Here is a 26430-nt window from a genome sequence, read left to right as displayed (position 1 = left end):
ATGCGCATCAGCCAGCTCGATCTGATCAAGTACGGCAAGTTCACCGACGAGACGCTGCGGTTCCCGTCGGCCGGCGAGGATTTTCACGTGATCGTCGGGCCGAACGAGGCCGGCAAGTCGACGATCCGCACGGCCGTGTCCGAGTTGTTGTTCGGGATGAAGCTGCAGACTCCGCTCGATTTCCTGCACAGCACGCCCGAACTGCGGATCGGCGGCGTGCTGGAGAACGGCAGCGGCGAACTGGCGTTCCACCGCGCGCGCGGGCGCAGCCCGTTGCGCACGCCGGCCGACGACAAGCTACCCGACGATTATCTTGCCGCGATCCTCGATGGTGCGACGCGCGAATTCTTCGAGCAGATGTTCGGGCTCGATCACGGGCGGTTGGTCGACGGTGGCCGGAGCATCCTCGATGCATCCGACAAGCTCGGACAGGTGCTGTTCGAGTCGGCCGCCGGTGTCGGCAGTCTCGGGCCGGTGCGCGAGGAGCTCGATGCGCGTTCGGCCGAGCTGTGGGCGCCGCGTCGGAGCGGCAGCGCATTCGCGCTGGCCGAGGCGTCGTTCAACGAAGCCGTGACCGAACTGAAGATGGTCCAGGTGCGCACGCGCGACTGGGTCGATCGGAAGGACGCGCGCGAGGCGGTCGAACAGCAGATCGAGCAGGCGCGTGCCGAACAGCGCCGGCTCGAAACGTTGCGCTCGAAGCTTGAACGCGTCCGTCGGCTCGCGCCGTACCTGAAGGAACTGACGGTCAAGGACGCGGCGCTGGCCGAACTGGGCGCGATCGTCGAGTTGCCGCCGACCGCGTATGCCGATCTGCTGAAGGCGCAGGGCGATCTCGCGGCCGAGCAGAAGGTGCTCGAGGAACGGCGCGCCGACCTGCTCGCGAAACGGCAGGCGCGCGCTGCAATCGACGCGGACGCCGACACGCTTGCGCTCGAAGCCGATATCGAAGCACTCGATCGGTTGCGCGGCGCGTGCATGAATCATGCGCAGGATCTGCTGCTGCTGGGCGTGGACGTCGAGCGGCATGTGTCCGCCGCATGTGCAGCGGCCGCGCAGCTGAACTGGCCGACGGATGAAGCGTCGCTGCGCGCGTCGCTGCCGACGGCGCTGGCGCTGAAGACGGTCACGAACCTGCTGCGCGAACACGGCGCGCTGCACCAGGCGCTCGCCGGCGCGCGCGAATCGCTCGACGAACGCACGCGCGAGCTTGCCCAGGTGCAGGAACAACAGGCGCGCCTGTCGACCGTCGACGTGCCGGAGGCGCTGCGCGCGGCGCTGGCCGATGCGCAGGGCTTTCGCAACAGCGGCCAGCGCGAGCAGGCGCTGGCGCACGAGCTCGTTGCCGCCGAACGCACGTTGTCGGGCGCGCTCGATGCGCTCGGCCAGTGGCGCATGCCGGTCGACACGCTGCGCGCGCTCGACGTGCCGTCGGCGGCGCGACTCGGCGCGCTGCTGAAGGAAGACAGCGAATACGCGAGTGCAGCCGCCGCGGCACGTGATGCACGGGACAGCGCGCTCGAGGAACTCGAGCGGCTCGAACTGCAGGAGAAGCATTTCGCGGAGAACCACAAGGTCGTCACGACCGCCGACGTGCTCGCGGCGCGTGCCCGGCGCGATGGTGCGTGGGGAGATATCCGCAGTGGCGCGGTCGATCTCGCGACGGGCGCACCGGCAGTCGACGATGCGATTCGCCTTGCCGACGAACTCGTCGACGCACAGCTCGGCGCCACGCAGGCGGCTGCGACGCTGCAATCGTTGCGTCAGCAGGTCGAGTCCTCGCGTGCCGGCGTGACGCGCAGGCAGGCCGCGCTGGCTGAGCGCGAGCGTGAACTGGCCGCACATCGCGACGCGTGGGCCGCGCTCGCTACGACAGCCGCGGTGCCCGGCATGCCGTTGGCGGCGATGGGCGACTGGCTGGCGAAGCGCGAAACGGTGTTCGTTGCACAGGCGGATCTCGACCGTCAGCGCCGCGAATACGACACGATATGTGCTGCCCGGGCCGGCGCGGAAGCAACGCTGCGTGCAGTGCTGCGCTCGGTATCGCACGGCGGCGAGTCGGACGGGCTGGCGGCGCTCGTCGCGATCGCCGAGACCTTCGTGCAGTCGGCCGAGAAAGCGATCGCGCAAAAGGACAGCCTGGAAGACCGCGCGCGGGAAGCCGAACGCGGCTGCGCGACGGCGCGATCACGGGCCGGCCACACGCAGGCGGCCTACGATGCGTGGCACGCGCAATGGCGCGACGCGCTGGCCGACGCGAAACTGTCGGCGAGCGCGGCGACGCTGGCCGCGGCGGAAGGCGCGCTCGGGCTCGCGAATGCGGTGACGGCCGAGCTGGCCGATGCCGACGCGCCGCGCAACCGGATCGCCACGATCCGTGCGGAACTGGCCGCGCTCGAGGCCGGCGCACGCAGGCTTGCCGAAACGCTTGCGCCGGAGTGGCTCGCGAGCGGCGACTGGCCGGACGTGGCGCGGCGCTTGACGATGCGCCTCGCGGCCGCCAGGGAAGTCGCCCGCGCGATCGGCCGTGCCGACGAGGCCGTGCGGCAGGCCGACGGCAAGGTTGCCGATGCGGCTGCCGCAGTGGCTGGTGCCGATGCGCGCATCCAGCCGCTGCTGCAACTGGCCGGCGTCACGTCGATCGATGCGGCGCTGCCGCTGGCCGAGCGCTCGGATCGTCAGCGCCAGCTTCGGCAGGCGGTCGATGCCGCGCACGAGGCACTGGTGCGCGATGGTGACGGTCTGTCGCGGTCCGCCGTCGAAGCCGAGGTCGCGGAGCAGGATATTGCCGACGTGCCGGCCCATCTCGAAGCCGTGAAGCAGTCGCTCGCCGATGTCGGCAAGCGGCTGAACGAGTTGTCGCAGCAGCAGGTCGTGGCCGACCAGGCGTTCGGCGCGATCGACGGCCAGGCGAATGCGGCCGTCGCCGAGTCGAAACGGCAGGAAGCGCTGGCGGCGATGAGCGATGCAGCTGAACAGTATTTGGAGGCGGCTACCGCGAGCCGCTTGCTGAAGTGGGCGACGGATCGCTATCGCGACCAGAAGCAGGGCCCGATGCTCAGGCGCGCGGGCGAGATCTTCGCGGGGCTCACGCTCGGCGAATTCGCGAAGCTGACCGTCGATACCGAACGGACGCCGCCCGCGCTGTATGCACGGCGCACGAAGGGAACGTCAGTCGAGGTCGCCGGGTTGAGCGAAGGCACGCGCGACCAGTTGTTCCTCGCGCTGCGCATCGCGGCACTGGAGTTGCAGCTCGGCAGCCGGACGGCGCTGCCGTTCGTCGCCGACGATCTGTTCATCAATTTCGACGACGCGCGCGCGAAGGCCGGGCTCGATGCGCTGCGCGATCTGTCGACGCGAACCCAGGTGCTGTTCCTGACACACCATGACCACCTGCTGCCGCTCGTAAGGGACGTCTTCGGCGCGCGGGTCAACGTGGTCGAGCTGCAGCGCGCGCCGGCCGGCGCGTGATGCGGGGGCGAGCCGGGATGCCGGTACACGGGAGGGGCATCGCGTACAGGTAGTATGAGCGGTTCCGAAACGCACGCGGCCGGGTCAACCGGTCGCGGGTCTGGCCACACGAGGGGAAAATATGAAAAAGCTGGTAGCCGCCATCGCGTTCGCGGCGGACAAGCATCGCAATCAGCGTCGCAAGGACGAAGAGGCGTCGCCGTACATCAATCATCCGATTGCACTCGCCGACGTGCTGGCCAACGAGGCCGGCGTCGAGGACGAGCGCGTGATCGTCGCGGCCGTGCTGCACGACACGGTCGAGGATACGGAGACGACCGAGCAGGAGCTGTTGCGTCTGTTCGGCAAGGACGTGGCTGACATCGTGATGGAAGTCACCGACGACAAGTCGTTGCCGAAGGAAGAACGCAAGCGGCTGCAGGTCGAGCATGCGTCGACCATCAGCCGGCGCGCGAAGCTCGTGAAGCTCGCCGACAAGATCTGCAATCTGCGTGACATCGCGCAGCATCCGCCCGCGGACTGGCCGCTCGAGCGCAAGCAGGCCTATTTCGACTGGGCGAAGTCGGTCGTCGACCCGATGCGCGGCGTGCATCCCGGTCTCGAGGCGATCTTCGACACCGCGTACGGCGCGCGGCCGGCGGACTGAGGTTCCCGCATGGCGTCGGCCCGATCCGTCGAAGTCGCCGCGCGGCAAGCGCCCGCCGTGGCGGGTGTCGACGTCGGGGGCGACAAGAAGCTGTGCGATCTCGTGATCCTGCGTGGGTCGACGGTCGTCTGCCGCGAAGCGCGGATTGCACCCGAGGCAGTGCCCGCGCTGTGTGTCGCCCATGATGTCGTGGCCGTCGGCGTCGACGCACCGAGCGTATGGTGGACGGGCATCGGTCGCCGGGCGGCCGAACAGGTGCTCGCGCGCGAACGGATTTCGTGTTTTCCGACACCGTCGCGGGAGCAGGCCGTCGCCAGCATATCGGGCTTCTTCGACTGGATGTTCATCGGGGAGCGCGTGTACCGCGCGCTGGCGGACACCTATCCGTTGCTGACCGGTGCGCACTACGCGGGCGGTCGTGTGAGTTTCGAGACCTATCCGTACGCGGTTACCTGCGCGATGCTGGGCAAGGCGGTGGCGTCGGCGAAGCAGAAGCGTACCCAGCGCCAGCAGTTGCTGGAACGGCTGGGGATCGACGTGTCGACGCTGCGCTCCGTCGATGCGCGAGACGCGACCCTTTGCGCGTTGACGGCGCAATATGTGATCGACGGGAACGCACATGCGTATGGCGACACGGAGGGCGGCTACATCCGCGTGCCGATCGTGAACGAGACGATTGTGCTCGACTCGCATTAGCGATGGCACGTGGCGACTGCGGGACAGTTGCCACGACAAGGTGAGCTTTTGCGGGAGAGGTGCGGCTTTCCCGGCGCTGATGGCGTCAGGGCTTGAGTGTCGACCGGACAAACATCGGGATTGCGGGCGCACACGAGATGAAGCCGATGCGCCGCGCAATCCCGGGCAGCGCCGCTCAATCCTCGAGGATGGACTTCGGTACGCTGGACAGGTCGCAGGCTTGCGCCTGATCGAAGTAGTCTTCCGCATCGTTGATCATCACGACGGCGACGTCGATCAGCTCGTCGAGCCGTTGCAGCAGCGATTCGCGCCACTCGATGTCTTCGTCGCGCTCGGGCGTCTTGTCCAGCTGCTCGATGATCGAATCGGCTGTCTGCAGGAAGGGGATCGCCTGCTGATAGTTTTCGATCGAGACCATCGCCGCGTTGCGCGCGCCGACGAGCCGTTCGCGGTGCTCGTCCGCCAGTTCGGATTCGCCGCTGATCCGCGGCAGGACATCCGAGATGCGCTGAAGCAGCGGCGGCGTCTGTTCTTCCAGCAGGATGGCGCGTTCGCGCAGCGCCGCATATTCGTCGCGAAGATCGGCGTCGCCGGATTGAGTCGTGCTGTCCATCGTCGATATGAGTGCGTGGTTCGGTCGCGGCATGATACTCGACCGCGCCAGGTTCCTTGTCCATTCCGCTGCCCTCTATATAAGCGGAAAGACCGGTATACGTCATATCTATAGGGAACTGTTCGCGTAGGGATTCACGCCCGTCGATCCCCAAAGCCCCCGTGCGCGTCAGCGCACGGGGGCTTTTTCAAATTTCTTCACAAAAGGGCTTGCGGGAATGGCGCGAGGTGCATAGAATCACGCCTCTTTCGCGCTAACGGAAACGCGGCGCGGAAGGAAGGGAAGCAGTGCTGTTGAGGCTTGGTGGTAGCGGCCTCGGCGGTACGGAAGTTGAGCCCCGCAGTCGCAGCGACGTGATGTAAAAAGTTGTTGACGAACTGCGAAACACGGTTCATAATCTCGCTTCTCTGCTGCTGAAAACGCAGCGCTGCTGAGAAAATTCAGGTTTCTCGCAGAAACGCTCTTTAAAAATTAACAGCCGATAAGTGTGGGCGCTTGATGGAAGCGAGCTGATCTTCGGATCAGATAGCGAAAGTATCAAGAGTCTCACACTAAAGTAAGTCAGGTTTATGAAGTGATTCATATTCCTGTCAGCTTTGAGTGAGCGACCGGTTCTTAACTGAACCGAAAACAGTAACAGGTTTGAACTGAAGAGTTTGATCCTGGCTCAGATTGAACGCTGGCGGCATGCCTTACACATGCAAGTCGAACGGCAGCACGGGTGCTTGCACCTGGTGGCGAGTGGCGAACGGGTGAGTAATACATCGGAACATGTCCTGTAGTGGGGGATAGCCCGGCGAAAGCCGGATTAATACCGCATACGATCTACGGATGAAAGCGGGGGACCTTCGGGCCTCGCGCTATAGGGTTGGCCGATGGCTGATTAGCTAGTTGGTGGGGTAAAGGCCTACCAAGGCGACGATCAGTAGCTGGTCTGAGAGGACGACCAGCCACACTGGGACTGAGACACGGCCCAGACTCCTACGGGAGGCAGCAGTGGGGAATTTTGGACAATGGGCGAAAGCCTGATCCAGCAATGCCGCGTGTGTGAAGAAGGCCTTCGGGTTGTAAAGCACTTTTGTCCGGAAAGAAATCCTTGGCTCTAATACAGTCGGGGGATGACGGTACCGGAAGAATAAGCACCGGCTAACTACGTGCCAGCAGCCGCGGTAATACGTAGGGTGCGAGCGTTAATCGGAATTACTGGGCGTAAAGCGTGCGCAGGCGGTTTGCTAAGACCGATGTGAAATCCCCGGGCTCAACCTGGGAACTGCATTGGTGACTGGCAGGCTAGAGTATGGCAGAGGGGGGTAGAATTCCACGTGTAGCAGTGAAATGCGTAGAGATGTGGAGGAATACCGATGGCGAAGGCAGCCCCCTGGGCCAATACTGACGCTCATGCACGAAAGCGTGGGGAGCAAACAGGATTAGATACCCTGGTAGTCCACGCCCTAAACGATGTCAACTAGTTGTTGGGGATTCATTTCCTTAGTAACGTAGCTAACGCGTGAAGTTGACCGCCTGGGGAGTACGGTCGCAAGATTAAAACTCAAAGGAATTGACGGGGACCCGCACAAGCGGTGGATGATGTGGATTAATTCGATGCAACGCGAAAAACCTTACCTACCCTTGACATGGTCGGAATCCTGCTGAGAGGTGGGAGTGCTCGAAAGAGAACCGGCGCACAGGTGCTGCATGGCTGTCGTCAGCTCGTGTCGTGAGATGTTGGGTTAAGTCCCGCAACGAGCGCAACCCTTGTCCTTAGTTGCTACGCAAGAGCACTCTAAGGAGACTGCCGGTGACAAACCGGAGGAAGGTGGGGATGACGTCAAGTCCTCATGGCCCTTATGGGTAGGGCTTCACACGTCATACAATGGTCGGAACAGAGGGTTGCCAACCCGCGAGGGGGAGCTAATCCCAGAAAACCGATCGTAGTCCGGATTGCACTCTGCAACTCGAGTGCATGAAGCTGGAATCGCTAGTAATCGCGGATCAGCATGCCGCGGTGAATACGTTCCCGGGTCTTGTACACACCGCCCGTCACACCATGGGAGTGGGTTTTACCAGAAGTGGCTAGTCTAACCGCAAGGAGGACGGTCACCACGGTAGGATTCATGACTGGGGTGAAGTCGTAACAAGGTAGCCGTATCGGAAGGTGCGGCTGGATCACCTCCTTTCCAGAGCTTCTCGCACAAGTTGAGCGCTCACGCTTATCGGCTGTAAATTTAAAGACAGACTCAGGGGTCTGTAGCTCAGTCGGTTAGAGCACCGTCTTGATAAGGCGGGGGTCGTTGGTTCGAATCCAACCAGACCCACCATTGTCTGGCGGTAGTACACCTGAGGTCATCTGTACATGGGGGCATAGCTCAGCTGGGAGAGCACCTGCTTTGCAAGCAGGGGGTCGTCGGTTCGATCCCGTCTGCCTCCACCAATCCTCAATGCTAAGAGTTTGCTGAAAAATCAGCGAGCGCTTTGCATTGGCGATTGAGCCAGTCAGAGGATATCAACAGATATCGGCTGTCGTTCTTTAACAATCTGGAAGAAGCAAGTAATTTGGATAGCGGAAGCGTCTTGAGATGGACGTGGAAACTATCCGGGTTGTGATTGTATCGATGTATCTCAAGATGATTCGAACTTAATGTTCGGCTCAATTGGAATACGGCACAACGCGAGAACTCAACCTGTAGCGACTGTCGATGAGACAGACTCGTTATAGGGTCAAGCGAACAAGTGCATGTGGTGGATGCCTTGGCGATCACAGGCGATGAAGGACGCGGTAGCCTGCGAAAAGCTACGGGGAGCTGGCAAACAAGCTTTGATCCGTAGATGTCCGAATGGGGAAACCCACTCCTTTTGGAGTATCCATGGCTGAATACATAGGCCATGTGAAGCGAACGCGGTGAACTGAAACATCTAAGTAACCGCAGGAAAAGAAATCAACCGAGATTCCCAAAGTAGTGGCGAGCGAAATGGGATGAGCCTTGCACTCTTTATTTGTATTGTTAGCCGAACGCTCTGGAAAGTGCGGCCATAGCAGGTGATAGCCCTGTAGGCGAAAACAGTATGAAAGAACTAGGTGTGCGACAAGTAGGGCGGGACACGTGAAATCCTGTCTGAAGATGGGGGGACCATCCTCCAAGGCTAAATACTCGTGATCGACCGATAGTGAACCAGTACCGTGAGGGAAAGGCGAAAAGAACCCCGGGAGGGGAGTGAAATAGATCCTGAAACCGCATGCATACAAACAGTCGGAGCCTCGTAAGGGGTGACGGCGTACCTTTTGTATAATGGGTCAGCGACTTACGTTCAGTAGCAAGCTTAACCGTATAGGGCAGGCGTAGCGAAAGCGAGTCCGAATAGGGCGTTCAGTTGCTGGGCGTAGACCCGAAACCAAGTGATCTATCCATGGCCAGGATGAAGGTGCGGTAACACGTACTGGAGGTCCGAACCCACTAACGTTGAAAAGTTAGGGGATGAGCTGTGGATAGGGGTGAAAGGCTAAACAAACTTGGAAATAGCTGGTTCTCTCCGAAAACTATTTAGGTAGTGCCTCGTGTCTCACCTTCGGGGGTAGAGCACTGTCATGGTTGGGGGGTCTATTGCAGATTACCCCGCCATAGCAAACTCCGAATACCGAAGAGTGCAATCACGGGAGACAGACATCGGGTGCTAACGTCCGGTGTCAAGAGGGAAACAACCCAGACCGCCAGCTAAGGTCCCCAAATATAGCTAAGTGGGAAACGAAGTGGGAAGGCTAAAACAGTCAGGAGGTTGGCTTAGAAGCAGCCACCCTTTAAAGAAAGCGTAATAGCTCACTGATCGAGTCGTCCTGCGCGGAAGATGTAACGGGGCTAAGCTATATACCGAAGCTGCGGATGCGTGCTTTGCACGCATGGTAGGAGAGCGTTCTGTAAGCCTGCGAAGGTGTCTCGGAAGGGATGCTGGAGGTATCAGAAGTGCGAATGCTGACATGAGTAGCGATAAAGGGGGTGAAAGGCCCCCTCGCCGTAAGCCCAAGGTTTCCTACGCAACGTTCATCGGCGTAGGGTGAGTCGGCCCCTAAGGCGAGGCAGAAATGCGTAGCTGATGGGAAGCAGGTCAATATTCCTGCACCATTGTTAGATGCGATGGGGGGACGGATCGCGGAAGGTTGTCCGGGTGTTGGAAGTCCCGGTCGCTGCATTGGAGAAGGCGCTTAGGCAAATCCGGGCGCGGAATTCAAGGGTGTGGCGCGAGCTCCTTAGGGAGCGAAGCAATTGGAAGTGGTTCCAAGAAAAGCCTCTAAGCTTCAGTCTAATGATGACCGTACCGCAAACCGACACAGGTGGGCGAGATGAGTATTCTAAGGCGCTTGAGAGAACTCGGGAGAAGGAACTCGGCAAATTGGTACCGTAACTTCGGGATAAGGTACGCCCTTGTAGCTTGATGCCCCTGCGGGCAGAGGGTGAAGGGGTTGCAATAAACTGGTGGCTGCGACTGTTTAATAAAAACACAGCACTCTGCAAACACGAAAGTGGACGTATAGGGTGTGACGCCTGCCCGGTGCCGGAAGATTAAATGATGGGGTGCAAGCTCTTGATTGAAGTCCCGGTAAACGGCGGCCGTAACTATAACGGTCCTAAGGTAGCGAAATTCCTTGTCGGGTAAGTTCCGACCTGCACGAATGGCGTAACGATGGCCACACTGTCTCCTCCCGAGACTCAGCGAAGTTGAAGTGTTTGTGATGATGCAATCTACCCGCGGCTAGACGGAAAGACCCCATGAACCTTTACTGTAGCTTTGCATTGGACTTTGAACCGATCTGTGTAGGATAGGTGGGAGGCTATGAAACCGGAACGCTAGTTTCGGTGGAGCCGTCCTTGAAATACCACCCTGGTTTGTTTGAGGTTCTAACCTTGGCCCGTGATCCGGGTCGGGGACAGTGCATGGTAGGCAGTTTGACTGGGGCGGTCTCCTCCCAAAGCGTAACGGAGGAGTACGAAGGTACGCTAGGTACGGTCGGAAATCGTGCTGATAGTGCAATGGCATAAGCGTGCTTAACTGCGAGACCGACAAGTCGAGCAGGTGCGAAAGCAGGTCATAGTGATCCGGTGGTTCTGTATGGAAGGGCCATCGCTCAACGGATAAAAGGTACTCTGGGGATAACAGGCTGATACCGCCCAAGAGTTCATATCGACGGCGGTGTTTGGCACCTCGATGTCGGCTCATCTCATCCTGGGGCTGTAGCCGGTCCCAAGGGTATGGCTGTTCGCCATTTAAAGAGGTACGTGAGCTGGGTTTAAAACGTCGTGAGACAGTTTGGTCCCTATCTGCCGTGGGCGTTGGATATTTGAAGGGGGCTGCTCCTAGTACGAGAGGACCGGAGTGGACGAACCTCTGGTGTACCGGTTGTCACGCCAGTGGCATCGCCGGGTAGCTATGTTCGGAAGAGATAACCGCTGAAAGCATCTAAGCGGGAAACTCGCCTTAAGATGAGATATCCCTGGGGACTAGATCCCCTTGAAGGGTCGTTCGAGACCAGGACGTTGATAGGTCAGGTGTGTAAGCGCAGTAATGCGTTCAGCTAACTGATACTAATTGCCCGTAAGGCTTGATCCTATAACAAGTCTGCCTTGTAGATCGGCGCCGTGTGAAAGCACTGGCCGCGATCCAAAGCGACATGTTGGATTCTCGTGTGTGATACACACAACCTAATTACTGCTTCTTCCAAGATTGGTTGCGCTGCGAAGCCAGCGCAACAACCCTCTTTGCCTGATGACCATAGCGAGTCGGTCCCACCCCTTCCCATCCCGAACAGGACCGTGAAACGACTCTACGCCGATGATAGTGCGGATTCCCGTGTGAAAGTAGGTAATCGTCAGGCTCCCTAAGCCAGAAACCCCCGCCCGAACAGGCGGGGGTTTTTGCATTTGAGCGGCGGAAATGTGCGTCGAATGGCTGGTGACGACGCATCCAGCACTAACCTTTTTGACGACACCCCACTCAAGAAACGACAACCGTAAATTCGATACCCGATTCAAAGTCCAGCGTCGTGGTCGAAAATCGCGGATCGTCGTCGAGGTAGTGCTTGTACGGCCGAACGGCGTCCTCGGCTGTATACATGTTGTCGGCCAGTACCACTGATCCCGGGCGCAGCAGTCGCTCGATCTGCTTGAACAGTTTCAGATAGGCGTCGGCCCATACGTCGATAAATACCAGGTCGAACGTACCGTCCAGCTCGGCAACGGTGTCGAATACGTTGCCCTCCCGCATGTCCACATAGGCGTCCAGGCCCGCTGTTCTGACGTGCGCGCGCAGATGTGCGCACTTGAGCGCATCGCACTCGGTCGCGACGACCACGCCTCGGCCCAAGGTACGCAGCGCCTCGGCGAAATACAGGGTGGACACGCCGCGGGAGCTGCCGAGTTCGAGGATTCTCGCCGACCGTTGTGAGAGCACCATGTTGCGCAAGAATCTTCCCGTTTCCGCCGATACGGCCAACGATAGCGGACTGCCTTCCGAGGTCGCGAAGTCGTCAGTGGACAGCCCGAGATTCTCGAGAAACCGTCCACGCAGCCGAGGCGCAAGCGCCTCGTATTCGTCGCCGAGCGACAGGAACGCTTCGTCCGATCCCTGGAACTGAGCGCGGGCGCGCGCCATGATTTCCGCCCGGCTCTCCTCATGAAGCCGTTGCAGAAGAGCAATGGTGGATGAAGCCATATGTTTCCCTTGAAGAGATTGATGAAGTCGACGCGGTATCCGGCGATCACGCGCTCCGCCAGGCTTCCTGTACAGTCGTTCCGTCATCGATGCGCCCAGGCGGCGCTATGTCCTGCGGGCGAGCGTGATGGCGCGTTCGGGACACGCCGTCACGCAAAGTCCGCATGAACGGCAGGCTTGCGCATTCGGCGTGTAGGCGACTTTCATGCCGTGCACGCGCTGCTTCAGGCGATGCATCAGACCGAGGCTGAGGTAATCGGCGCTGTCGATGCGCCGGACCTCGAACACGTTCTCGGGGCAAACGGCAACGCAATCCCCCTTACCCTCGCAACGTTTCAGATCGACGATCGGCGCAATCACCCCCGGCTTCTGTTTGCAGTCACCTGTCGATTTCTCGCGCATGTTCACTCTCCCGCACGCGGGTTGCTGTCCGATCGCCATGCGGCCCGAAAACGCTCGCGTTCTTCCGGTGTCATCGATTCCCACTTGCGCCAGTGGCGCCGGCCGTGCCAGCCGCGGTGCCCGCGGAATCCGCCGAACAGAATGCGGCTCAACACGAGCAGGCCCAGCGCATGGGCAAAGTCGATCGTACGGGCGCCGACGAACAGGGCCGGCATCACCCAGTTCCACAGCATCATGACGACCCATCCGAGCACGCCTATGGCGATCACCACGAGCAGCGCCTTGCCGGCACATCTGATTCGAAAATTCATCCGTCGACTCCGTTAGTTATCCAGTTCGTCATAAATGGGCTGCAGTCGGGCGCGCAGATGCAAGACCGCATAGCGCTTGCGCGCGAGCAGGGTATTGAGCGCGATGCCGCTTTGCGCGGTCATCTCCTTGAACGACTGGCCCTCCAGTTCATGCGCGATGAAAACCTCACGCTGATTGGGTGGCAACTCGTCGAGTGCATCCTGCAAGGCCTTGAGCACCAGCGTGCGCGCGTAGCGTGCTTCGGGGCCGGCATCGTGCGCCGGGAGCGCGAGGTCCAGTCGATACTCGCTGTTCGCGTCGTCCTCGGTGTCGAGCAATTCGGTCAGCGGCTGCTCCTTCTTCTTGCGAAAACGATCGATGATGCGGTTGCGTGCGGTACGGAAAAGCCACGCGCTCGCCTGTTCGATGGGGGCAGGCAGGCGATAGGCCTGCACGAATTCGTGAAACACATCCTGCAGGATGTCCTCGGCGTCGTCCGGGTCGCGGATCCGGCGCCGGATGAAATTCACTAGCCTCGTTCGTTCACGCATCACCGTCGCCGTGATGTCGCGGTCTGGGTCGGTCATCATGTGCGAAGTGGGTGGCGATTCCATGCCTGTTAAGACGTTTCAGGCGCCGGAATATTGTGGCGCGTGTGAAAATTCGCTGCCGGGCACATCTCTTCCTGCGCTACGGACAGTCGGCACGGTAGCCCGGTCTTGCCGAATCGGTCCCGTCCTCCTCCCGCGGCTCCGCAACCCGGCCGGTCCCTTATCCGAACTGGTCTGGCCAGTCAGGCCTTAAGTTCTCCAGACCGCTGTCGTTAAACAGGACGTCGTCGGCCTTCGGCGACCCCATTTAAATAACGCGGTAATGGAGATCGAAGTCATCATGCTGTCCTCGATTCGTGCTCGGATACTTGCGACCTGCGTCGCCATCGTAGTCACGGCGCTGGCCGTGACGGGGGGGCTGGTCTATTACGTCGTCAAGAACCACAACGACGAGGCCATCGACCAGAACCACAAGTCGATCCTCGCCGGTCACGCGCTGGCGATCAACGAATGGGTGGCCAGCAGAGCACGGGAAACCCAGGCGCTCGCCGACACGATCGCGATCGGCGAAGGCGACCCGCTGCCGGCGCTGAAGCTGCTCGGCAAGTCGGGCGGTTTCGAGGTGCTGACGCTCGGCCTGCCGGACAAGACCGCGTTCTCGAACGTCCCGCTCGCGCCCGGCTACGACCCGACCGCACGCCCCTGGTACAAGCAGGCCGTCAGCGCGGGCCAGCTGGTCGTGACGGCGCTCTACCGTGATGCAACGACGGGCAAGCCGGCGGTTGCGTTCGCGGTGCCCGTGGTGCGCGATGGCACGGTGAAGGGCGTACTGGCCGCCAGCCTGTTCATGGAGAGCGTGAGCGCGATCGTCACCTCCGTTCATCCGACACCGGCCAGCTTCGCATTCCTGGTGGACAAGAGCGGCCGCGTGATCGCGTCGGCCAAGACCGACCTGATCATGAAGCCCGCGACCGGTCTTTCGCCGGTGCTCGATTCCGAACACCTCGGCGCGCTGCAGTCGGCATCCGCGCCCGTCGCGGTCGACGTCGACGGGGCCACCAAGCTGGTGCGCGCACAGCCGATCGCCGGCACCGACTGGTCGCTGGTGCTCGCGCTCGACAAGGCGGACGTGACGGCCGGCATGCGTGCGGTCGCGACGACGACGCTGGCTGCCATCCTGATCGTTGCCGTCATCGCGGCGGCACTCGTCGGCGCGATGACGAACGCGGCCTTCAAACGCATTCTGCTGGTTCGCGATGCGCTCACGGACGTCTCGAGCGGCAGCGGCGACCTGACGAAACGCCTGCCTGCCGACGGCGCGGACGAAGCTGCGCAGATCGCGCACGCGTTCAACCTGTTCGCCGAAAAGATCAGCACGATCCTGCTGCAGATTCGCGAGTTCAGCGAGTCCGTCAACCTTGCGAGCGCCGAGATTGCACAGGGCAACCAGGATCTGTCGAGCCGGACCGAACATGCGGCGTCGAGCCTTCAGGAAACGGCCGCCGCGCTCGAGGAAATCGCCGGCACGGCGCGCAACTCGGCCGATGCGGCAAGCCAGGTGAGCCGTCTGGCGGAATCCGCGTCGAACGTCGCGCTGCGCGGCGGCTCGGTCGTGAGCGAGGTCGTGTCGACGATGAACGACATCACGCAAGCATCCGGCGAGATCGCCAATATCGTCGGCGTGATCGACGGCATCGCGTTCCAGACCAACATTCTCGCGTTGAACGCCGCCGTCGAGGCAGCACGCGCGAACGAGCACGGCCGTGGCTTCGCGGTCGTCGCGGGTGAGGTGCGCGCACTCGCGCAGCGTAGCGCGCAGGCTGCCAAGGAGATCAAGCAGCTGATTCACTCGTCGGTCGAGAAGATCGAAGGCGGCTCCGGACTCGTCCAGACGGCCGGCGCGACGATGGACGAAATCGTCGCGGGCGTGCGCAGCATCACGGGCGTGATCGCCGAGATTACCGTCGCGGCAAAGGAGCAGAGCACAGGGCTCGAGCAGGTGAATCAGGCCGTGTCGCATCTCGACAATGCGACGCAGCAGAATGCGGCGCTCGTCGAGCAGTCGGCCGCCGCGGCGACGTTGCTGCGCGAGCAGGCCGCCAGGCTCGCGCAGACGGTCGGCGAGTTCAAGCTCGAGGACCATCGTGCATCGACGTCGCAGCCGGCCTGACGAGGTGCGATACCGGCTGCGTCCGTCCGCGACATGGGCGGGCGCGGCATCCTTCTCGCGTGCGTGACTGTCCGGGCAGCCGGAATCGGGCGCAGTCTACATGACCTGCGAAGCATGCCCGGCGACGACGCGCCAGCCGGCGCCCGAGCGGCGCCAGAGACGCGTATAGGCGAACGTGCCGTTGAACGCCGCGCCATCGAAATGACCGGCGAGTGTCGCTTTCGTCGTGGTCAGGATCATCGCGTCGATCGCGCATGCGCGCATCTCGTGGACGTCGAGCTTCTCCAGGCGCAGAAGCTTCGCGCGATGCGCGGACAGATCGTCGTCCTTCGAGATGACCTGGCCGGTCGGGACGGTGAACACCAGCCCGTCGTCCAGCAGCGCATCAAGCGCGTCGATATCGTTGACCAGCATCGCCGCGCGTAACGCGGTTTCAAATGGTTCGATGACGGTACGGATTGCATCCATGTCGGATCCTCGCTGGGTTGTGACTGCGTACGCAGTGGCGACGGACAAAGCCTACCGCGCATTCGACAGTGCCTGACTACGGACGAACCGGCGAACCGGCTCGGCGGTGCGGACGTGTCGCGGATCGTTGGCCTGTCGCTGACGTCGCTCGACTACTACGCATGCTGCAAGCCGTTTCCGCGGCCGCTGCGAGGCGCCGCGGCGAGCGTCGACCGGGTTGCCCGGGGAGCCGGCGCCCGCGTGACGTTGCAGCGTGGACGTCCGCAGGCGTTCGACTCGTGCTTCGAGCCCGAGGTCATGGGCGGCCGTGCTTCACGGCTCCGCCTTCGCCGCATGCACGTCACGCCGGAACGCGCCGGGGCTCGTGCCCGTCCATTTGCGGAACGCGCGATGGAACGCGCTCGGCTCGGTGAAGCCGAGTTCGGCCGCGATCTCCGCGACGCTGAGCGCGTGCCCGCGCAGCAGCGACTGGGCCAGCGCGCCGCGCAGCTCGTCCTTGATCGCCGCGAAGCTTTGTCCTTCGCTGCGCAAGCGCCGCCGCAGCGTCGCCGGCGTCGTGCCCAGGCGAACGGCCAGCGCATCGAAGTCGGGCCACTCGGCGGCCGGCAGCGCTTTCAGGTGTGCGCGCGTTTTCGCGACCCAGCCGGTATCGTGCCGGTAGCGCACCAGCAGGTTGCCGGGCGCGCCGCGCAGGAAGGTTTTCAGCGCCTGCGCGGAGCGGATCGTCGGCAGCGCGAGGTAAGCGGCGTTGAACGCGAGCCGGCTGTCGGGCCGGTCGAAATGCACGGGCACGCCGAAGAACTGGTGATAGTCGCTGCGCTGATCGGGGCTCGGGCACGCGAAATCGATACGCTGCAGCGGAATGCGCCGGCCGGTCAGCCAGCACGCGACGCCGAGCAGGATCAGCCAGAACGTCCGGTACGCGAACGCCGGATACGGCGCGCCCGACTGCGTCAGCACGATCTGCGCCTGCCCGTCGGCCACGACGAGCTCGCCGTGCGGCTCGTCGAGCACCACGCGCATGAACTGCAGCGCACGCCGCAACGCCTGCTCGAGCGTGCCGGCGTGCAGCACCGCGTGGCAGAGCAGCGTGAAGCTGCCTTGCCGCATCGGGCGCGCGGCGAGGCCGAAGAATTCGTCGTCGAGCGTGCCGGCGATCGCCAGCCACAGCCGGCCGTACTGCTGCGGCGTGACGGGCTCGTGCACGGTGGCCGGCAGGCCGGCGGCGCGCAGCACCGGTTCCGTCGGCAACCCGCGCCGGCGCAGGCACGCGAGCGCATCGTCGACGAAATCCGGCGAAATCATCTGCGGCCCCATTTTTCTGCATCCTCCCGACATGGCAAAAGCGATCACGATTCTAGATTCTGTTTGTCATTGATTGCAATGTGCGGGCTGTCTACTATCGATATATCCCCGTCGCGCCCCCGGCTCGCCGGCGGCTATAACGCACAGGAGACACGCATGCCTGATGGAGCTACCGCCCGGGCGGTGCCGGCCTACGCCGACGCCGTGGCCCGGTTCAGTATCGAGACCGCCGCCGCGCAGCTGCACGGCGACCTGGAGCGCGGCCTGAACGCGTGCGTCGAATGCTGCGACCGGCACGCGACGGCGGACGCGGTCGCCCTCGACTGGATCGACATCGGCGGGCAGCATCACCGCTTCACGTTCGCGCAGATGCAGGCGCTGTCGGCCCGGGTCGCGAACCTGCTCGTCGCGCAGGGCGTGAAGCCGGGCGACGTGGTGGCCGGCATGCTGCCGCGCACGCCCGAGCTCGTCGCGACGATCCTCGGCACGTGGCGCGCGGGCGCCGTCTATCAGCCGCTGTTTACCGCGTTCGGCCCGAAGGCGATCGAACACCGGCTGCGCATGAGCGATGCACGCGTCGTCGTGACCAACGTCGCGAATCGCGCGAAGCTCGACGAGATCGCCGATTGCCCGCCGGTCGCGACGGTGCGCGAAGCGGGCGAGACGCTGCCGGCGCACGACATCGATTTCCGCGCGGTGCTCGATGCGCAGGCCGACGCGTTCGAACCCGTGCTGCGCAAGGGCACGGACCTGTTCATGATGATGTCGACATCGGGCACGACGGGCTTGCCGAAGGGCGTGCCGGTGCCGCTGTACGCGCTGCTCGCGTTCGGTGCGTACATGCGCGAAGCGGTCGACCTGCGCGCCGGCGACCGGTTCTGGAACATCGCCGATCCGGGCTGGGCCTACGGCCTCTATTACGCGATCACGGGCTCGCTGCTGCTCGGCCATGCGACGACGCTCCACGAGGGCGGCTTCACGGTCGACAGCACGTACGACGTGATCGAACGGCTCGGCATCACGAGCCTGGCCGGCTCGCCGACCGCGTACCGGATGCTGATGGCCGCCGGGCCGGAAGCGGCCGCGCGCGTGAAGGGCAAGCTGCGCGTGGTGAGCAGTGCGGGCGAACCGCTGAATCCGGAAGTCGTGCGCTGGTTCGACACGGCGCTCGGCGCGCCGATCTACGATCACTACGGCCAGACCGAACTCGGGATGGTCGTGAACAACCATCACGGTCTCGCGCACGCGGTGCATGTCGGTTCGGCCGGCTTCGCGATGCCGGGCTACCGCGTCGCGGTGCTCGACGACGAGGGCCGCGAGCTCGGCCCCGGCGAACCCGGCAACCTCGCGATCGACATCGCTCGCTCGCCGCTGCTGTGGTTCCACGGCTACTGGCAGCAGGACACGCCGGCGATCGCGGGCGGCTACTACCGGACCGGCGACAACGTCGAGCTGGAGCCGGACGGCACCGTGAGCTTCATCGGCCGCGCGGACGACGTGATCACGTCGTCCGGCTACCGGATCGGCCCGTTCGACGTGGAAAGCGCGCTGATCGAGCATCCGGCCGTCAGCGAGGCCGCGGTGATCGGCGTGCCCGATCCGGAGCGCACGGAGATCGTGAAGGCGTTCGTCGTCCTGTCGAAAGGCTTCGACGCCACGCCGGAACTGGCCGAGGAATTGAGCCTGCATGTGAAGCGGCGGCTGTCCGCTCACGCGTATCCGCGCGCGATCGACTTTGTCGACGCGCTGCCGAAAACCCCGAGCGGCAAGATCCAGCGCTTCGTGCTGCGCAAGATGGAAGCCGAGAAGGCCGCTCAACCCTGAATACGGACTGCGAATGAATATCAAGGATCGCGTTTTTCTGATTACGGGCGCCGGTTCGGGCCTTGGCGCCGCGGTGGCGCGCATGGTCGTCGCGGAGGGCGGCAAGGCCGTGCTGCTGGACGTCAATGACGATGCGGGCACGAGCCTCGCGCACGAACTCGGCGCGGCCGCACGCTTCGTGAAGACCGACGTGACGAGCGAGGCCGACGGGCAGGCGGCCGTCGCCGCCGCGCGCGACGCATTCGGCCGCATCGACGCGCTGGTCAACTGCGCGGGCGTCGCGCCGGGCGAGAAGGTCGTCGGCCGCGACGGCCCGCACTTGCTCGACCGTTTCGCCCGGGCGGTGTCGATCAACCTGATCGGCACCTTCAACATGATCCGGCTGGCCGCCGAAGCGATGTCGAAGCAGGACGCCGATGCGGAAGGCGAGCGCGGGGTGATCGTCAACACCGCATCGGTCGCGGCGTTCGACGGGCAGATCGGGCAGGCGGCGTATGCTGCGTCGAAGAGCGGCGTGGTGGGCATGACGCTGCCGATCGCGCGCGAACTCGCACGCTTCGGCATTCGCGTCGTGACGGTCGCGCCGGGTATCTTCGCGACGCCGATGATGGCCGGCATGCCGCAGGACGTGCAGGACGCGCTCGGCAAGAGCGTGCCGTTCCCGCCGCGGCTCGGCCGCCCGGAAGAATTTGCGGCGCTGGTGCGCCACATCGCCGAGAACACGATGCTGAACGGCGAAGTCATCCGTCTCGATGGCGCGTTGCGCATGGCACCGCGCTGACACTGGAGGAAGCGAATCATGACGACTCAGGATCCGATCGTAATCGTTGGCACGGCGCGTACGCCGATGGGTGGTTTTCAGGGCGATCTGGCGGCAGCCAGCGCGAGCGATCTGGGCGCGGTAGCGATTCGCGCGGCGCTCGAGCGCGCGAACGTGCCGGCCGAACGCATCGACGAAATCGTGTTCGGCTGCGTGCTGCCGGCCGGCCAGGGCCAGGCGCCGGCGCGGCAGGCCGCGCTGAAGGCCGGGCTGCCGCTCGGCGCGGGCGCGACCACGGTCAACAAGATGTGCGGTTCGGGGATGAAGGCCGCGATGTTCGCGCATGACCTGCTGCTGGCCGGTTCGGCGGCGGTGGCCGTCGCGGGCGGGATGGAGAGCATGACGAATGCGCCGTACCTGCTGCCGAAGGCACGCGCGGGGATGCGCATGGGTCACGGGCAGGTGCTCGACCACATGTTCCTCGACGGGCTCGAGGACGCGTACGAGAAAGGCCGCCTGATGGGCACCTTCGCCGAGGATTGCGCGCAGGCGTACCAGTTCACGCGCGAGGCGCAGGACGCGTTCGCGATCGCGTCGCTGACGCGCGCGCAGCGCGCGATCGCCGAAGGGCATTTCGTGTCGGAGATCGCACCGGTGACCGTGAAGGCCGGCAAGACCGAAAGCGTCGTGTCGATCGACGAGCAGCCGGGCAACGCGAAGCTGGACAAGATCCCGACGCTGAAGCCGGCGTTCCGCGAAGGCGGCACGGTGACGGCTGCGAACGCGTCGTCGATCTCGGACGGCGCGGCCGCGCTCGTGATGATGCGCCGCTCGGAAGCCGAGCGCCTCGGCCTCACGCCGAAGGCCGTGATCGTCGGGCATTCGACGTTTGCGGACAAGCCCGGCCTGTTCGCGACGGCGCCGATCGGCGCGCTGCGCAAGCTGTCGGAGAAGACCGGCTGGAGCCTGCGCGACGTCGACCTGTTCGAGATCAACGAAGCGTTCGCAGTCGTGCCGATGGCGGCGATGCGCGACCTCGACCTGCCGCACGAGAAGGTCAACGTGCATGGCGGCGCGTGCGCGCTCGGGCATCCGATCGGTGCATCGGGTGCGCGCGTGATGGTGACGCTGCTGGCCGCGCTCGAAACGTATGGCCTGAAGCGCGGCGTCGCATCGCTGTGCATCGGCGGCGGCGAGGCGACGGCGATCGCGATCGAGCGCATCGCGTAACGCATCGCGGATCACGCACGCTGCAACGCGGGCGACGGGTATCGCGCAAGGCGGACTTGCGCGATACCCGTCGCCCGATTTTCATTCCGGAGAACCTGGCTTCGGCGATACCGCGCCGCACGCACGAATCACGAGCTGCACGACCTGCTCGGTCTTCTCGTCGAACGTCTTCTTCGTGAACGTGCGCTTGCCGCTCAGCGCGCGGATCTGCGCATCGAAATCCGCGTAGTGCTGCGTGGTCGCCCAGATCAGGTACATCAGCGCATGCGCGTCGATCGGCGCGAGCAGCCCGCGTGCGATCCAGCCGTCGATCACGCTCACGCGCGTGTCGAACCACGGCTTTACGCGCTCCGACAGGATGTCCTGCATGTGCTCGGCACCGTGGATGATCTCGTTGGCCCAGACTTTCGAGCCGAGCGGGCGCCGCTGCGACAGCGCCATCTTCGCGCGCACGTAGCCGCCGATCGCCTCCACCGGATCGTCGTCAGCCTCGAATGTACCGGCCGCGCGATGCCAATCCTCGAACAGGTCGTCGAGCACGCGGCGGTACAGCGCGAGTTTCGTCGGGAAGTAGTAATGCAGGTTCGCTTTCGGCAAGCCGGCGCGCTCCGCGATCATCGCGGTGCTCGCGCCGTCGAGCCCGCGTTCGGCGAACACGGCCTCCGCACAGGCGAGCAGATGCGCCTCGTTGGACTCGCGGATGTGTGCCTTGCGTCGCCGCATCGGGGCGGACGTTTCGTCGCTGTCGGTGGCTTCGGCTGCCGCCTCGTCATGTCTCATCGTTACCCTCGCGCGGCGGGCATGCCGCGTTGGGCTTCATTCTAGCCGTTGATCCGCGTCGAACGCACGCGTGCGGATACCGCGCATCCGCCGCGATGCTGCGTTGCGATGGCACGTTTCTCGCTCTGTCGACTCCATGAAGAAAGACATTGCGCTGGTCATTTTGATCGTCTAAAACCTGTCCAATCGGACAGGATTCGACGAGCGGCGGAAGCCCTTCAGCCGGATTCGTCGGACGATCTTCGCGAACGATCCGGGCACGCACCGCGCTTGGGCGGCGCTGCCCCGAAACAGGCACGACACGCACCGGCACAGACCGGCTGACGACATCACGACCCCACAGGAGCGATACGAATGAATGCGGTATCGGAAACAGTGAAGCGGGCAGCGTTCGACACGTCGATCAAGGTCGACGGGAAGCGGTTGTGGGACAGCCTGATGGAAGTCGCGAAGATCGGTGCAACGCCGAAAGGCGGCGTGTGCCGCCTCGCGCTGACGGATCTCGACAAGGCCGGCCGCGACCTGATCGTCGGCTGGGCAAAGGCCGCCGGCTGCACGGTGACGGTCGATACGATGGGCAACGTGTTCATGCGGCGTGCGGGCCGCGTGGCCGACGCGGCGCCGGTCGTCACGGGCTCGCACGCGGATTCTCAGCCGACCGGCGGCCGCTTCGACGGCATCTACGGCGTGCTTGGCGGCCTCGAGGTGATTCGCAGTCTCAACGATCGCGGGATCGAGACCGAGCATCCGGTCGAGGTCGTGATCTGGACCAACGAGGAAGGCTCGCGCTTCGCGCCCGCGATGGTCGCATCCGGTGTGTTCGCCGGCGTGTTTTCGCTCGAATACGGGCTGTCGCGCAAGGACGTCGACGGCAAGACGATCGGCGAGGAACTGGCGCGCATCGGCTACGCGGGCGACGTGCCGTGCGGCGGGCGCAAGCTGCATGCGGCGTTCGAACTGCATATCGAGCAGGGGCCGATTCTCGAAGCGGAATGCAAGACGATCGGCGTCGTGACCGACGCTCAGGGGCAGCGCTGGTACGAGATCACGTTCACCGGCCAGGAAGCGCATGCGGGACCGACGCCGATGCCGCGCCGTCGTGATGCGCTGCTCGGCGCGTCGCGCGTGGTCGATCTCGTCAACCGGATCGGCCTCGATCATGCGCCGTTCGGCTGCGCGACGGTCGGCATGATGCAGGTTCACCCGAACTCGCGCAACGTGATTCCGGGCCGCGTGTTCTTCACCGTCGATTTCCGGCATCCGGACGACGCGGTGCTCGCGAAGATGGACGCCGCACTGCGCGACGGTGTCGCGCGCATCGCGGCCGACATCGGGCTCGAAACGGCACTCGAGCAGATCTTCTATTACAAGCCGGTCGCATTCGATGCCGCCTGCGTCGAAGCCGTGCGCGGCGCGGCCGATCGCTTCGGCTACTCGCATCGCGACATCGTATCGGGCGCCGGGCACGACGCGTGCTATCTCGCGCAGGTCGCGCCGACATCGATGGTATTCGTGCCGTGCGTCGACGGCATCAGCCACAACGAGATCGAGGACGCGACGCCTGCATGGATCGAGGCCGGCGCGAACGTGCTGCTGCACGCGATGCTGTCGCGCGCATGCGAGCCGGCTTCATGACGCATCGACCGTAGCAGCCGGAACGCTGCGTATCGCCTGATTGCAGGATTCCTAAGCATGACCGCCCCGACTGTGCATTCGCAGCCGGCGGGGACGGCTTTGTCTCCACTCAGTCGAAGGAACGCGTATGACCACCAAGCCAACCGGCGATATCGCCGCGCATCGCCTGTCGTCCACGCAACTCTCGTGCGAATTCGCCGATATCGCGCCGCTGCTCGATCCGACTGCCGCTGCCGCCGCTGCGAGCCGCTGCCACTACTGCTATGACGCGCCGTGCGTGCAGGCGTGCCCGACGCAGATCGACATCCCGAGCTTCATCCGCAAGATCGGCAACGGCAACCTGAAGGGCGCCGCGACCGACATCCTGTCCGCGAATCCGCTCGGCGGGATGTGCGCACGCGTATGCCCGACCGAGATCCTGTGCGAAGGCGCATGCGTGCGGAATCACCAGGATGCGCAGCCCGTCGCGATCGGTGCGCTGCAGCGGCATGCGACCGACTGGGCGATGGACACCGGTGCGGTGCAGTTCCGGCGCGCGCCCGACACGGGCCGCCACGTCGCGGTGGTCGGCGCGGGGCCGGCCGGGCTCGCGTGCGCGCACCGGCTCGCGCTGGCCGGGCATCGCGTCACGCTGTTCGACGCGCGGCCGAAGGCCGGCGGCCTCAACGAATACGGGATCGCCGCGTACAAGACCGTCGACGATTTCGCGCAGCGCGAGGTCGAGTGGCTGCTGTCGGTGGGCGGCATCACGCTGCAAACGGGTGTCGCGCTCGGACGCGACCTGACGCTCGACACGCTGCGCGAGCAGCACGACGCGGTGTTCCTCGCGATGGGCCTCGGCGGTGTGCGGGCGCTCGAGATCGACGGCGAGCAACTGGGCGGCGTGATGAATGCGGTCGACTTCATCGAGCAGGTGCGGCAGGCCGACGGGCTGGAGAACGTGCCGGTCGGGCGGCGGGTGGTCGTGATCGGCGGCGGCAATACGGCCATCGATGCATCCGTGCAGAGCCGCAAGCTCGGCGCCGAGCGCGTGACGATGGTGTACCGGCGCGGCGTGGAGGCAATGAGCGCGACGTGGGCCGAGCGCGAATTTGCGCAGAAGAGCGGCGTGGCGCTCGTCACGCACGCGAGGCCCGTGCGCATCGCGGGCACGAACGGGCAGGTGACGGGCGTCGAATTCGAGACCGCATCGGGCGAGCGCTTCACCGTCGATGCGGACATGGTGCTGAAGGCGATCGGCCAGACGCTGGCGCCGGACGGTGTCGCGGCCACGTTACTGACGGCCGACGGCACGCGCATCGCGGTGGACGCGGACGGGCGCACGGCGCTGCCCGACGTATGGGCCGGCGGCGACTGCGCGGCGACGGACGGCATCGACCTCACGGTGCAGGCCGTGCAGGACGGCAAGCGCGCGGCCGCGTCGATCGACGCGGCGCTCGCCGCCCGCGACGCGAAGGCGGCCTGAACGCGCGGCGTACCACGCACACCGAACACGACCCCATTCTCACGGAGCCGACCATGGCCGACCTTCGCTGCACCATCGCAGGCATCACTTCGCCGAATCCCTTCTGGCTGGCGTCGGCACCGCCGACCGACAAGGCCTACAACGTCAACCGCGCATTCGAGGCGGGCTGGGGCGGCGTCGTCTGGAAGACGCTCGGGCTCGATCCGCACGTCGTCAACGTCAGTTCGCGCTACGGCGCCGTGCAGTGGAATGGCCAGCGCATCGCGGGGCTGAACAACATCGAGCTGATCACCGACCGTCCGCTCGACGTGAACCTGAGGGAGATCGCGCAGGTGAAGCGCGATTGGCCGGACCGCGCGCTGATCGTATCGCTGATGGTGCCGTGCAACGAACGCGACTGGAAGTGGATCCTGCCGCTCGTCGAGGATACCGGGGCCGATGCGGTCGAACTCAACTTCGGCTGCCCGCACGGGATGAGCGAGCGCGGGATGGGCGCGGCCGTCGGGCAAGTGCCCGAGTACGTCGAGATGGTCACGCGCTGGGTGAAGGAAGGCACGAAGCTGCCGTGCCTCGTGAAGCTCACGCCGAACATCAGCGACATCCGGATGGGGTCGCGCGCCGCGTACAAGGGCGGCGCGGACGGCGTGTCGCTGATCAACACGATCAATTCGATCGTCGCGGTCGATCTCGACCACATGGCGCCGATGCCGACGGTCGACGGCAAGGGCACGCACGGCGGTTATTGCGGCCCGGCCGTGAAGCCGATCGCGCTGAACATGGTCGCCGAGATCGCACGCGATCCGGAAACGCCGAACCTGCCGATCTCGGGCATCGGCGGCATCTCGTCCTGGCGCGACGCGGCTGAGTTCATGGTGCTCGGCGCCGGCAGCGTGCAGGTGTGCACCGCGGCGATGCATTACGGATTCCGGATCGTATCGGACCTTGCCGACGGGCTGTCGAACTGGATGGACGAGAAGGGCTACGCGACGCTTGACGACATTCGCGGCCGCGCGGTGCCGAACGTGACCGACTGGAAATACCTGAACCTGAAGTACGACATCAAGGCGCGCATCGACCAGGACCGCTGCATCCAGTGCGGGCTGTGCCATATCGCCTGCGAGGACACGTCGCACCAGGCGATCACCGCGACGAAGGACGGCGTGCGGCACTTCGAAGTAGTCGATTCGGAGTGCGTCGGGTGCAATCTTTGCATGCATGTGTGTCCGGTCGAGCAATGCATCACGATGGAGCGTGTCGATTCGGGCGACTACGCGAACTGGACCACGCATCCGAACAATCCGGCGAGCGCGGATGCCGGTGCCGGTGCGGGCACCGCGGCGCCACCCGAGAAACACGCGAAGGCGGCCTGACCGGCGTCCGGCGGCGCGGCATTGGCGGTGCCGCCGCTTTTCGTTGTCCCCTGG

The 26430-nt window shown here is 64.2% G+C and carries 18 protein-coding genes, 2 tRNA genes and 3 rRNA genes; 15 read left to right on the top strand and 8 right to left on the bottom strand.

All coding sequences use genetic code 11. The features are described 5' to 3' along the window. The 3 genes from AC5LXX_RS35755 to AC5LXX_RS35745 all read left to right on the top strand — a co-directional run bounded on the left by AC5LXX_RS35755 (window position 1) and on the right by AC5LXX_RS35745 (window position 4813). A complete protein-coding gene (locus AC5LXX_RS35755; protein ID WP_493413861.1) occupies window positions 1–3471 on the top strand; it encodes an ATP-binding protein in 3471 nt (1156 codons plus the stop codon). Between the two features lie 121 nt (window positions 3472–3592). Then, window positions 3593–4117: an HD domain-containing protein gene (locus AC5LXX_RS35750; RefSeq protein WP_124457115.1), complete on the top strand. Its 525-nt coding sequence runs from the start codon at window positions 3593–3595 to the stop codon at window positions 4115–4117. A 9-nt stretch (window positions 4118–4126) separates the two neighbouring features. Continuing rightward, complete coding sequence (locus tag AC5LXX_RS35745) at window positions 4127–4813, top strand: DUF429 domain-containing protein (RefSeq protein WP_493413860.1); 687 nt, start codon at window positions 4127–4129, stop codon at window positions 4811–4813. A gap of 175 nt (window positions 4814–4988) precedes the next feature. On the opposite strand, the gene AC5LXX_RS35740 is transcribed toward AC5LXX_RS35745, so the two are convergent. Beyond that, complete coding sequence (locus AC5LXX_RS35740; protein WP_493387572.1) at window positions 4989–5426, bottom strand: ATPase; 438 nt, start codon at window positions 5424–5426, stop codon at window positions 4989–4991. Between the two features lie 644 nt (window positions 5427–6070). Here AC5LXX_RS35740 and AC5LXX_RS35735 point away from each other — a divergent pair. The 5 genes from AC5LXX_RS35735 to rrf all read left to right on the top strand — a co-directional run bounded on the left by AC5LXX_RS35735 (window position 6071) and on the right by rrf (window position 11289). After that, window positions 6071–7603 (top strand): 16S ribosomal RNA (locus AC5LXX_RS35735). 64 nt (window positions 7604–7667) lie between these two features. Continuing rightward, window positions 7668–7744 (top strand) — tRNA-Ile (locus tag AC5LXX_RS35730). Window positions 7745–7781: 37 nt separating this feature from the next. Next, a tRNA-Ala gene (locus AC5LXX_RS35725) sits at window positions 7782–7857 on the top strand. Window positions 7858–8142: 285 nt separating this feature from the next. Then, window positions 8143–11024 (top strand): 23S ribosomal RNA (locus tag AC5LXX_RS35720). Between the two features lie 152 nt (window positions 11025–11176). Beyond that, window positions 11177–11289: ribosomal RNA gene (gene rrf / locus AC5LXX_RS35715) — 5S ribosomal RNA — on the top strand. Together the 16S, 23S and 5S rRNA genes with 2 tRNA genes alongside form the textbook arrangement of a ribosomal RNA operon. 119 nt (window positions 11290–11408) lie before the next feature. Here the strand turns inward: rrf and AC5LXX_RS35710 are convergent. From AC5LXX_RS35710 to AC5LXX_RS35695, 4 genes are all read right to left on the bottom strand, one after another. After that, window positions 11409–12125 (bottom strand): O-methyltransferase, encoded by a 717-nt coding sequence (locus tag AC5LXX_RS35710; protein WP_493413859.1) that lies wholly within the window; start codon window positions 12123–12125, stop codon window positions 11409–11411. A gap of 105 nt (window positions 12126–12230) precedes the next feature. Continuing rightward, window positions 12231–12527 carry a 4Fe-4S dicluster domain-containing protein gene (locus AC5LXX_RS35705; protein WP_493413858.1) on the bottom strand — a complete coding sequence of 99 codons (297 nt, stop codon included), beginning with the start codon at window positions 12525–12527 and terminating at the stop codon, window positions 12231–12233. 2 nt (window positions 12528–12529) lie between these two features. Further along, window positions 12530–12838 (bottom strand): hypothetical protein, encoded by a 309-nt coding sequence (locus AC5LXX_RS35700; RefSeq protein ID WP_124456479.1) that lies wholly within the window; start codon window positions 12836–12838, stop codon window positions 12530–12532. A 12-nt stretch (window positions 12839–12850) separates the two neighbouring features. Next, entirely contained in the window at window positions 12851–13432 is a 582-nt protein-coding gene (locus AC5LXX_RS35695) for an RNA polymerase sigma factor (protein ID WP_493413857.1), read from the bottom strand. Window positions 13433–13709: 277 nt separating this feature from the next. On the opposite strand from AC5LXX_RS35695, the gene AC5LXX_RS35690 reads away from it, so the two are divergent. Continuing rightward, the gene (locus AC5LXX_RS35690) at window positions 13710–15539 is read left to right on the top strand and encodes a methyl-accepting chemotaxis protein (protein WP_493405942.1); all 1830 of its coding nucleotides are present in this window, start codon (window positions 13710–13712) and stop codon (window positions 15537–15539) included. Window positions 15540–15635: 96 nt separating this feature from the next. Here AC5LXX_RS35690 and AC5LXX_RS35685 read toward each other — a convergent pair whose 3' ends face one another. Continuing rightward, window positions 15636–16007 carry a nuclear transport factor 2 family protein gene (locus AC5LXX_RS35685; protein ID WP_493413856.1) on the bottom strand — a complete coding sequence of 124 codons (372 nt, stop codon included), beginning with the start codon at window positions 16005–16007 and terminating at the stop codon, window positions 15636–15638. A gap of 312 nt (window positions 16008–16319) precedes the next feature. Beyond that, window positions 16320–17324: an AraC family transcriptional regulator gene (locus tag AC5LXX_RS35680; protein ID WP_493413855.1), complete on the bottom strand. Its 1005-nt coding sequence runs from the start codon at window positions 17322–17324 to the stop codon at window positions 16320–16322. 144 nt (window positions 17325–17468) lie between these two features. On the opposite strand from AC5LXX_RS35680, the gene AC5LXX_RS35675 reads away from it, so the two are divergent. The 3 genes from AC5LXX_RS35675 to AC5LXX_RS35665 are packed head-to-tail and all read left to right on the top strand — an operon-like array spanning window position 17469 to window position 21126. Next, window positions 17469–19136, top strand: a complete 1668-nt coding sequence (locus AC5LXX_RS35675; protein WP_493413854.1) for an acyl-CoA synthetase — start codon at window positions 17469–17471, stop codon at window positions 19134–19136. Between the two features lie 13 nt (window positions 19137–19149). Then, window positions 19150–19917, top strand: coding sequence for a 3-hydroxyacyl-CoA dehydrogenase (locus tag AC5LXX_RS35670; protein ID WP_493413853.1), 768 nt, complete (start codon window positions 19150–19152; stop codon window positions 19915–19917). Window positions 19918–19935: 18 nt separating this feature from the next. After that, window positions 19936–21126, top strand: a complete 1191-nt coding sequence (locus AC5LXX_RS35665; RefSeq protein ID WP_493413852.1) for an acetyl-CoA C-acyltransferase — start codon at window positions 19936–19938, stop codon at window positions 21124–21126. A gap of 81 nt (window positions 21127–21207) precedes the next feature. Here the strand turns inward: AC5LXX_RS35665 and AC5LXX_RS35660 are convergent, their stop codons facing one another. After that, on the bottom strand, window positions 21208–21906 hold the full coding sequence (locus AC5LXX_RS35660; RefSeq protein ID WP_493413851.1) for a TetR/AcrR family transcriptional regulator: 699 nt from the start codon (window positions 21904–21906) through the stop codon (window positions 21208–21210). Between the two features lie 354 nt (window positions 21907–22260). On the opposite strand from AC5LXX_RS35660, the gene AC5LXX_RS35655 reads away from it, so the two are divergent. From AC5LXX_RS35655 to preA, 3 genes are all read left to right on the top strand, one after another. Further along, window positions 22261–23541 (top strand): Zn-dependent hydrolase, encoded by a 1281-nt coding sequence (locus AC5LXX_RS35655; RefSeq protein WP_493405936.1) that lies wholly within the window; start codon window positions 22261–22263, stop codon window positions 23539–23541. A 127-nt stretch (window positions 23542–23668) separates the two neighbouring features. After that, the gene (locus AC5LXX_RS35650; RefSeq protein WP_493413850.1) at window positions 23669–25006 is read left to right on the top strand and encodes an NAD(P)-dependent oxidoreductase; all 1338 of its coding nucleotides are present in this window, start codon (window positions 23669–23671) and stop codon (window positions 25004–25006) included. A gap of 53 nt (window positions 25007–25059) precedes the next feature. Further along, window positions 25060–26376: an NAD-dependent dihydropyrimidine dehydrogenase subunit PreA gene (gene preA, locus AC5LXX_RS35645; protein ID WP_222907352.1), complete on the top strand. Its 1317-nt coding sequence runs from the start codon at window positions 25060–25062 to the stop codon at window positions 26374–26376. Window positions 26377–26430: the final 54 nt, after the last annotated feature.

The sequence above is a fragment of the Burkholderia torrens genome, assembly GCF_984668525.1.
The sequence above is the reverse complement of the archived record's forward strand: the minus strand, read 5'-3'. Positions and strand labels throughout refer to the sequence as shown.